This window comes from Candidatus Nitrosotalea sp. FS (assembly GCF_011319475.1).
Classification (GTDB): Archaea; Thermoproteota; Nitrososphaeria; order Nitrososphaerales; family Nitrosopumilaceae; genus Nitrosotalea.
Map to the genome: position 1 here is coordinate 1 of NZ_RCMC01000171.1, position 6,780 is coordinate 6,780.

Sequence of the window (6,780 nt, forward strand, 5' to 3'; positions counted from 1 at the left end):
GTAGTCTTCACCATCGTACTCAACAGTGCAAAAAGTGGTCTTGTAACAGGAATCTTGTTGTCAGTTGCACGAATAGCTGGTGAAACAGCTCCTCTTGTATTTANGCTTGTATTTACAATTCTTGGTAGCAGCCAATTCATAAATGGTCTTGATGGTCCAATTGATGCACTTCCGCNACGATACCGAGTAGTCTTCACCATAGTACTAAGCAGTGCAAAAAATGGTCTTGTGACAGGAATTCTATTGTCTNGCGATACCGTGTAGTCTTCACTATAGTACTCAACAGTGCCAAAAATGGCCTTGTGACAGGAATTCTATTGTCTGTTGCACGAATAGCTGGTGAAACAGCTCCCCTTGTATTTACAATTCTTGGTAGTAGTCAATTCATAAATGGTCTTGATGGACCCATTGATGCACTTCCGCTTAGGATATGGAGACTATCATCGCTTCCATATGATAGTGCAGTAACACAAGGATGGGGTGCAGCATTTGTTTTGATAATTCTAGTTCTTTCCATCAATATTGGTGTAAGGTATTTGTTCTTACGAAAGAAGGAAAAAACATTCTTAAAGTTCAAGAGGCTAGGAGCGGTATCATGATGGAGACTGTTACAAAAACTCCTTCAAAGGAAAGTTCTACTGAAGACATAAAATACAAACTCATTGCAGAAAATATTTCTGCAAACTATGATGGCATTGTAGCAGTAAAGAATGTCTCAATGAAATTCAGAGACAGGGCTGTTACTGCACTAATCGNCTCTGCAAGCTATGATGGTATTGTAGCAGTAAAGAACGTTTCAATGAAATTCAGAGACAGGGCTGTTACTGCACTAATCGGACCATCTGGATGTGGAAAGACAACCTTTCTTAGATGTCTAAACAGAATGCATGAACTTACAAAGAATGCCACATTGACAGGCAAGGTCTTACTTGACGGAGAAGATCTTTACTCAACAAGGTAGATCCTATAATAAATCGAAGAAAGATAGGAATGGTATTCCAAAAACCAAATCCATTTCCTACCATGTCAATATATGATAATGTAGCATGTGNAGTAGATCCTATAATAAATAGAAGAAAAATAGGAATGGTATTCCAAAAACCAAACCCATTTCCTACCATGTCAATATATGATAATGTAGCATGTGGCCTCAAACTCAACGGAGTACGGGACAGAAAAATTCTTGATGAAGTAGTGGAAGGATGTCTCAAGATGGCATCACTTTGGGATGAAGTTAAAGGAGACTTGAAAAAACCAGGAATGAGTCTTTCAGGTGGACAACAACAACGTCTGTGTATTGCTAGAGCACTTGCCATTCAACCAGAGGTTCTTTTAATGGATGAGCCAGCTTCTGCACTTGATCCAATTGCAACTCAAAAAATTGAAGAAATGATACAGGAATTGAAAAAAGAATATACTATAATCATTGTAACACACAATATGCAGCAAGCAACTCGTGTGTCTGACTATACTGGCTTTATGTATCTTGGAGACCTAGTTGAATTTGGAGAGACCAAGCAAATATTTGAAAATCCTAGAAATGAAACAACTGCCAAGTACGTTCAAGGTCAGTTTGGATAGCTAATGACACGTCTAATAGATCCGCATCTTGCAAACCTATCTGAAATGATGAAACAGATGTGNTTGGATAGATAATGACGCGTCTAATAGATCCACATCTGGCAAACTTGTCTGAAATGATGAAACAGATGTGTGACTTGTCAATCAAGTGTACAAACCTTGCAATTGATTCCTATCTGGGAGGACAAAATGCCAGAAAAGAGGTTCATGATTTTTCGGGTCATATGATGGACTTGTATGACAAAGTTGGTGAATTGACATTTGATATGATCCTACGATATCAGCCAGTAGCAAGTGATTTTAGACTTATACGCTCTTCACTTGAGATCTCCTACGGATTTACCAGGCTGGGAAGATATGCATATGATATAACGATGGTTCGAGAAACTTTTGGCGATCTATCTGATTGCAAGAATGACGTTGTCTATACTCTGTCTGGTGAAATAAAGCAGATGGTACGACTTGCAGTAGAATGTTTTGCAACACTTGATCTGGAAAAGGCTAAGGAATTGAGAACAGATGAAGATCTTGTTGACAAGTATTACAATAAACACCTGCCCATATTGATTACTCTTGGAAATGTAAAATGTGCTCTAGCAGACGCCTTGGTTCTACGATATATGGAACGAATGGCAGACCATGCCGCGTTTGTAGGTGATTCAGTAAACTATATTGTTACTGGCGCAAGGGCATACCGTTGATTCTATAAAATTAATTTTACTACATTTATTCTATATAGATTATTAATTAATATGAAAACTATGTTGACCAAGGGTAAATAGTGTACTTTTCCTGTGTGTATATGACTAAAAACGTCATTATGGGATTAGCATTTATGTTAATCCTGATAGTGCCCTCAATGTCATTGCATGCAAGTGCACAGACAAGTCAATCTTATACGATTACAGGGGCAGGATCAACCTTTGTGTTTCCATTAATGGATACATGGAGAGTTGAATACAACAAAATTCACCAGAACATTCAGCTGAACTACCAATCAATTGGAAGTGGAGCGGGAATAAAACTCTTGGAACAAAAAAGTGTAGACTTTGCAGCATCTGATGCGCCATTATCTGCATCTGACGCACAACAAGCTCCTGGCGTTCTTACATTTCCTGATTCAATAGGTGGAATCACAATCGCCTATAATATTCCTGGAATTGATAAAGGACTAAAACTAACAGGACCTGTTATTGCACAGATCTTTATGGGAAATATCACATCATGGAATGATCCTGCAATATCCACTCTTAATCCTGGAGTCAATCTACCGAACCAAAAGATAGTTGTGGCTCACAGATCTGATGGATCTGGAACAACATATGCATTAACTGACTATCTTTCCAAAGTCAGTCCTGATTGGAAAACCAAAGTGGGTCAAGGAAAAACAGTTCCATGGCCAGTTGGTACGGGCGGTCAAGGGAATGCAGGTGTAGCCAGCATAGTCAAATCTACAGAGTATGCCATAGGATATGTAGAACTTGCATATGTTTTTCAAAACAAGATGACGTATGCATTTGTTCAGAATGCTGATGGTACTTCTTTTGTGGAGCCAACTCTTGATACGGTATCAGCAGATGCACAAGCAGCTGTTACGAACTTACCAGCCGCAGATGGTGACTGGAGTAAAGTGTCCATAGTAAACCAGCCTGGAGCAAGCTCATACCCTATATCCACACTGACTTATGTGATGGTATACGCGGACTTGAGTAAAGTATCCGGAGAAACATCGGACAAATCTACTGAGGTAATCAACTTTCTCCACTGGATAATAAATGATGGCCAGCAATATTCTACAGGCTTGTTGTATGTACCATTGCNATACGCATTTGTTCAAAATGCTGATGGTACCTCTTTTGTGGAGCCAACTCTTGATACCGTAGCAGCAGATGCAGAAGCAGCTGTTGCGAACTTGCCAGCAGCAGATGGTGACTGGAGTAAAGTGTCCATAGTAAACCAGCCTGGAGCAAGCTCATACCCTATATCCACACTGACTTATGTGATGGTATACGCGGACTTGAGTAAAGTATCCGGAGAAACAGCGGACAAATCAACTGAGGTAATCAGCTTCCTCCATTGGATAATAAATGATGGCCAACAGTATTCTACAGGTTTGTTGTATGTACCATTGCCTGACTCTATCAAAAAGATTGGTGAGGATGGACTTGCTAAAGTGACATTTTCTGGAGGCGCAGTTCCAGAATTTGGTCCAATCGCAGCTCTAGTTCTTGCAATTGCAATTGTATCAATAATTGCAGTTTCAACAAAAACTGGACTTAGATTTAATCCAAAAATCTAAAACCTTTCTTACTTTTTTCATTGTGTATGAATTACAATCTTGATCTAATTTTTAACTTGATACAATATTCTCATAACCTGTGTTGATCTATCCGTGAATTACATAAGACTATGTATGATATAGCTATTTACGTGATCTATGACGATGATATGTAAATAAACAAATCTTTCATATGCACTCAATGACAAAAAAAATCTTTTTAGGATTGACATTAATGTTAATCCTATTAGTACCGACAACTGTTCTTAGTGCACGTGCAGATTCTGCACCTCCAGCACCTGGTGACAGCGATAAATATAATATCAATGCAGGGGGAGCAACTTTTCCATTCCCATTGATCGACAAATGGAGAGTTGAATACAACAAACAATTCCCTGGAATAGCATTGAATTACCAGGCTGTAGGTAGTGGAGCTGGCATTAANAATAAACTATACCCCGGAATCACATTGAATTACCAGGCTGTAGGTAGTGGAGCTGGCATTAAGCTGTTTACAACAAAGAAAGTAGATTTTGCGGCATCTGATGCACCATTACAGAGTGCAGATATTGCAAAAGCTCCAAAGGGAACACTTCACATTCCTGAAACAATGGGTTCGATAGTTGTTGTATACAATCTTCCAGGAGTCCAACAAAACGGATTAAAGTTAACTGGGGATGTTATAGCAAAAATTTTCTTGGGTCAAATCATTTACTGGCATGACCCAGNGGTAGAGTTTGCAGGATCTGATGCACCATTACAACGTGCAGACATTGCAAAAGCTCCTAAAGGAACACTTCACATTCCTGAGACAATGGGTGCGATAGTTGTTACATACAATCTTCCAGGAGTTCAACAAAATGGACTCAAGTTAACTGGAGATGTTATAGCGAAAATTTTCTTGGGTCAAATCATTTACTGGCATGACCCTGCTATAGTAAAACTTCAAACCGATCCAGATATTGTAAAGGCATTGCAGAACGACAGAAATCAGATAATCATTGTTCACAGGTCTGATGGCTCTGGCACAACATTTGCTTTTACTAGCTATCTTTCACAAGTAAGTTCTGATTGGAGTAGCAAAGTAGGGCATTCAACATCTGTTCCATGGCCAACAGGAATGGGTGGCTCTGGTAATGCTGGAGTAGCTGCAATAGTCAAGAAAGTTCCTGAATCTATGGGATATGTCGAATTGGCATACGCCAAAACTAACACCATGACAAGCCTAACAGGCACTGGTGCTGGTCAGATGGGCTCAGGTCTAATCCCAATGACATATGCCTACATTNCTGGAGTAGCAGAATAGGACATGCAACATCTGTTCCATGGCCAACGGGAATGGGAGGCTCTGGTAATGCTGGAGTAGCTGCAATAGTCAAGAAAGTTCCTGAATCTATGGGTTATGTTGAATTGGCATACGCCAAAACTAACACCATGGCAAGTCTAACAGGTACTGGTGCTGGCGTGATGGGCTCAGGTTTAATCCCTATGACATATGCCTTCATTNAGCTATCGTAAAACTTCAAACAAATCCAACTATTGCAAAAGCATTGCAATCTGATGGAAACAAGATAATCCTTGTTCACAGGTCTGATGGTTCTGGTACAACGTTTGCATTTACTAGCTACCTTTCACAAGTAAGTTCTGACTGGAGTAGCAGAATAGGACATGCAACATCTGTTCCATGGCCAACGGGAATGGGAGGCTCTGGTAATGCTGGAGTAGCTGCAATAGTCAAGAAAGTTCCTGAATCTATGGGTTATGTTGAATTGGCATACGCCAAAACTAACACCATGGCAAGTCTAACAGGTACTGGTGCTGGCGTGATGGGCTCAGGTTTAATCCCTATGACATATGCCTTCATTCAGAACCATGACAAGACTGCATTCCTTGATGCTAATGTAAACACAACAGCAGCAGCTGCAGCAGGAGCAATATCTACACTACCAGCATCAGATGGAGTTTGGAGCAATGTATCAATCAATAATGCACCTGGTCCAAACGCATATCCTATTGCCACATTCACCTATCTATTGGTGAATCCAAACCTTGAACAACTCAAGGGTATGGATAAACAAAAGGCACAGGATCTAGTAGCCATGCTTTACTGGTTTGTAACAGATGGCCAAAAGTACTCTACAAAACTAAACTATGTACCACTACCAAGTGCAGTACAAGAATTAGACAAGAAGGGTATTTCTGAAATAAAATTCAACGGCAAACAGCTCTGGTCATATCCATAAGGACACAATCCTTTTCTTTTTATTTTTAATTTCTCTAAATTTATTTGTCATATCATATTTTTGTTACATATAGTGCCAGACATTTGTTATATTGTTAACAAAGATTCTATGGTGGTATACGAAAACTATTTGCACTTTGCTCAAATGAACGATCTGCCTATCATATATCGTGATTGTCTAATGCCAGATGAGAGCTGTAGAATCTGTGGAGGAGAACTTGCAAAACATTTGTGGTGTAGCCAGTGTAGGAAAACAATACAAAAAATATGTAGGTTGTGCAGCAGGGAAACACTCCAACAACAGCATACTGCATGTCTCTCTCTAGTGAACCTGAATTACCTGGCAAAAACTGCCATGGCAAATTAAAATCCTGACTTAATAAAAATAAGAAAAAGGGTTAGTTCTTAACTAACGACTGTCGTAATGTCACTTTCATCTTGTACGCTGTGAGAATTTCCTTGCATCTGTTTCGTATGGTGACCTCTGTTATTCCTGCAACACTTGAGACATCTCTTTGAAGGATGCTCTGTCCCAGTAGGGTTGAGGCTATGTATAGGTATGCAGCAGCCAATCCATTTGGTGCCTTGCCATCTGCAAGACTGTGATCAGATGNCTATCTGACAAAAACTGCCATGGCAAATTAAAATTCTGACTTGTTAAAAATAAGAAAAAGGGTTA

General features: G+C 39.6%; 4 protein-coding genes and 5 pseudogenes. 8 read left to right on the forward strand and 1 reads right to left on the reverse strand.

Going from position 1 to position 6,780, the window contains the following annotated elements; translation table 11 throughout:
• Positions 1-775: 775 nt before the first annotated feature.
• From DYY66_RS14330 to DYY66_RS06155, 8 genes and pseudogenes are all read left to right on the forward strand, one after another.
• A pseudogene (locus DYY66_RS14330) lies at positions 776-1,051 on the forward strand (ATP-binding cassette domain-containing protein); the annotation flags it as partial.
• 1 nt (position 1,052) lies between these two features.
• Positions 1,053-1,581, forward strand: a pseudogene (locus tag DYY66_RS14335) (phosphate ABC transporter ATP-binding protein); the annotation flags it as partial.
• 74 nt (positions 1,582-1,655) lie between these two features.
• A complete protein-coding gene (locus DYY66_RS06135) occupies positions 1,656-2,282 on the forward strand; it encodes a phosphate uptake regulator PhoU (protein ID WP_166287095.1) in 627 nt (208 codons plus the stop codon).
• 158 nt (positions 2,283-2,440) lie between these two features.
• The coding region (gene pstS, locus DYY66_RS06140; protein ID WP_255496211.1) for a phosphate ABC transporter substrate-binding protein PstS at positions 2,441-3,401 on the forward strand (961 nt) is incomplete at its 3' end.
• A 182-nt stretch (positions 3,402-3,583) separates the two neighbouring features.
• Positions 3,584-3,880, forward strand: coding sequence for a PEFG-CTERM sorting domain-containing protein (locus tag DYY66_RS16175; RefSeq protein ID WP_394352589.1), 297 nt, complete (start codon positions 3,584-3,586; stop codon positions 3,878-3,880).
• Between the two features lie 424 nt (positions 3,881-4,304).
• A pseudogene (locus DYY66_RS16180) lies at positions 4,305-4,587 on the forward strand (extracellular solute-binding protein); the annotation flags it as partial.
• A gap of 1 nt (position 4,588) precedes the next feature.
• Positions 4,589-5,147: pseudogene (locus DYY66_RS13065) on the forward strand (phosphate ABC transporter substrate-binding protein PstS); the annotation flags it as partial.
• A gap of 262 nt (positions 5,148-5,409) precedes the next feature.
• The gene (locus DYY66_RS06155) at positions 5,410-6,102 is read left to right on the forward strand and encodes a substrate-binding domain-containing protein (RefSeq protein ID WP_166287103.1); all 693 of its coding nucleotides are present in this window, start codon (positions 5,410-5,412) and stop codon (positions 6,100-6,102) included.
• 397 nt (positions 6,103-6,499) lie between these two features.
• Here DYY66_RS06155 and DYY66_RS06160 read toward each other — a convergent pair.
• Positions 6,500-6,714 (reverse strand): annotated as a pseudogene (locus DYY66_RS06160) (transcription factor IIB); the annotation flags it as partial.
• Positions 6,715-6,780 lie beyond the last annotated feature (66 nt).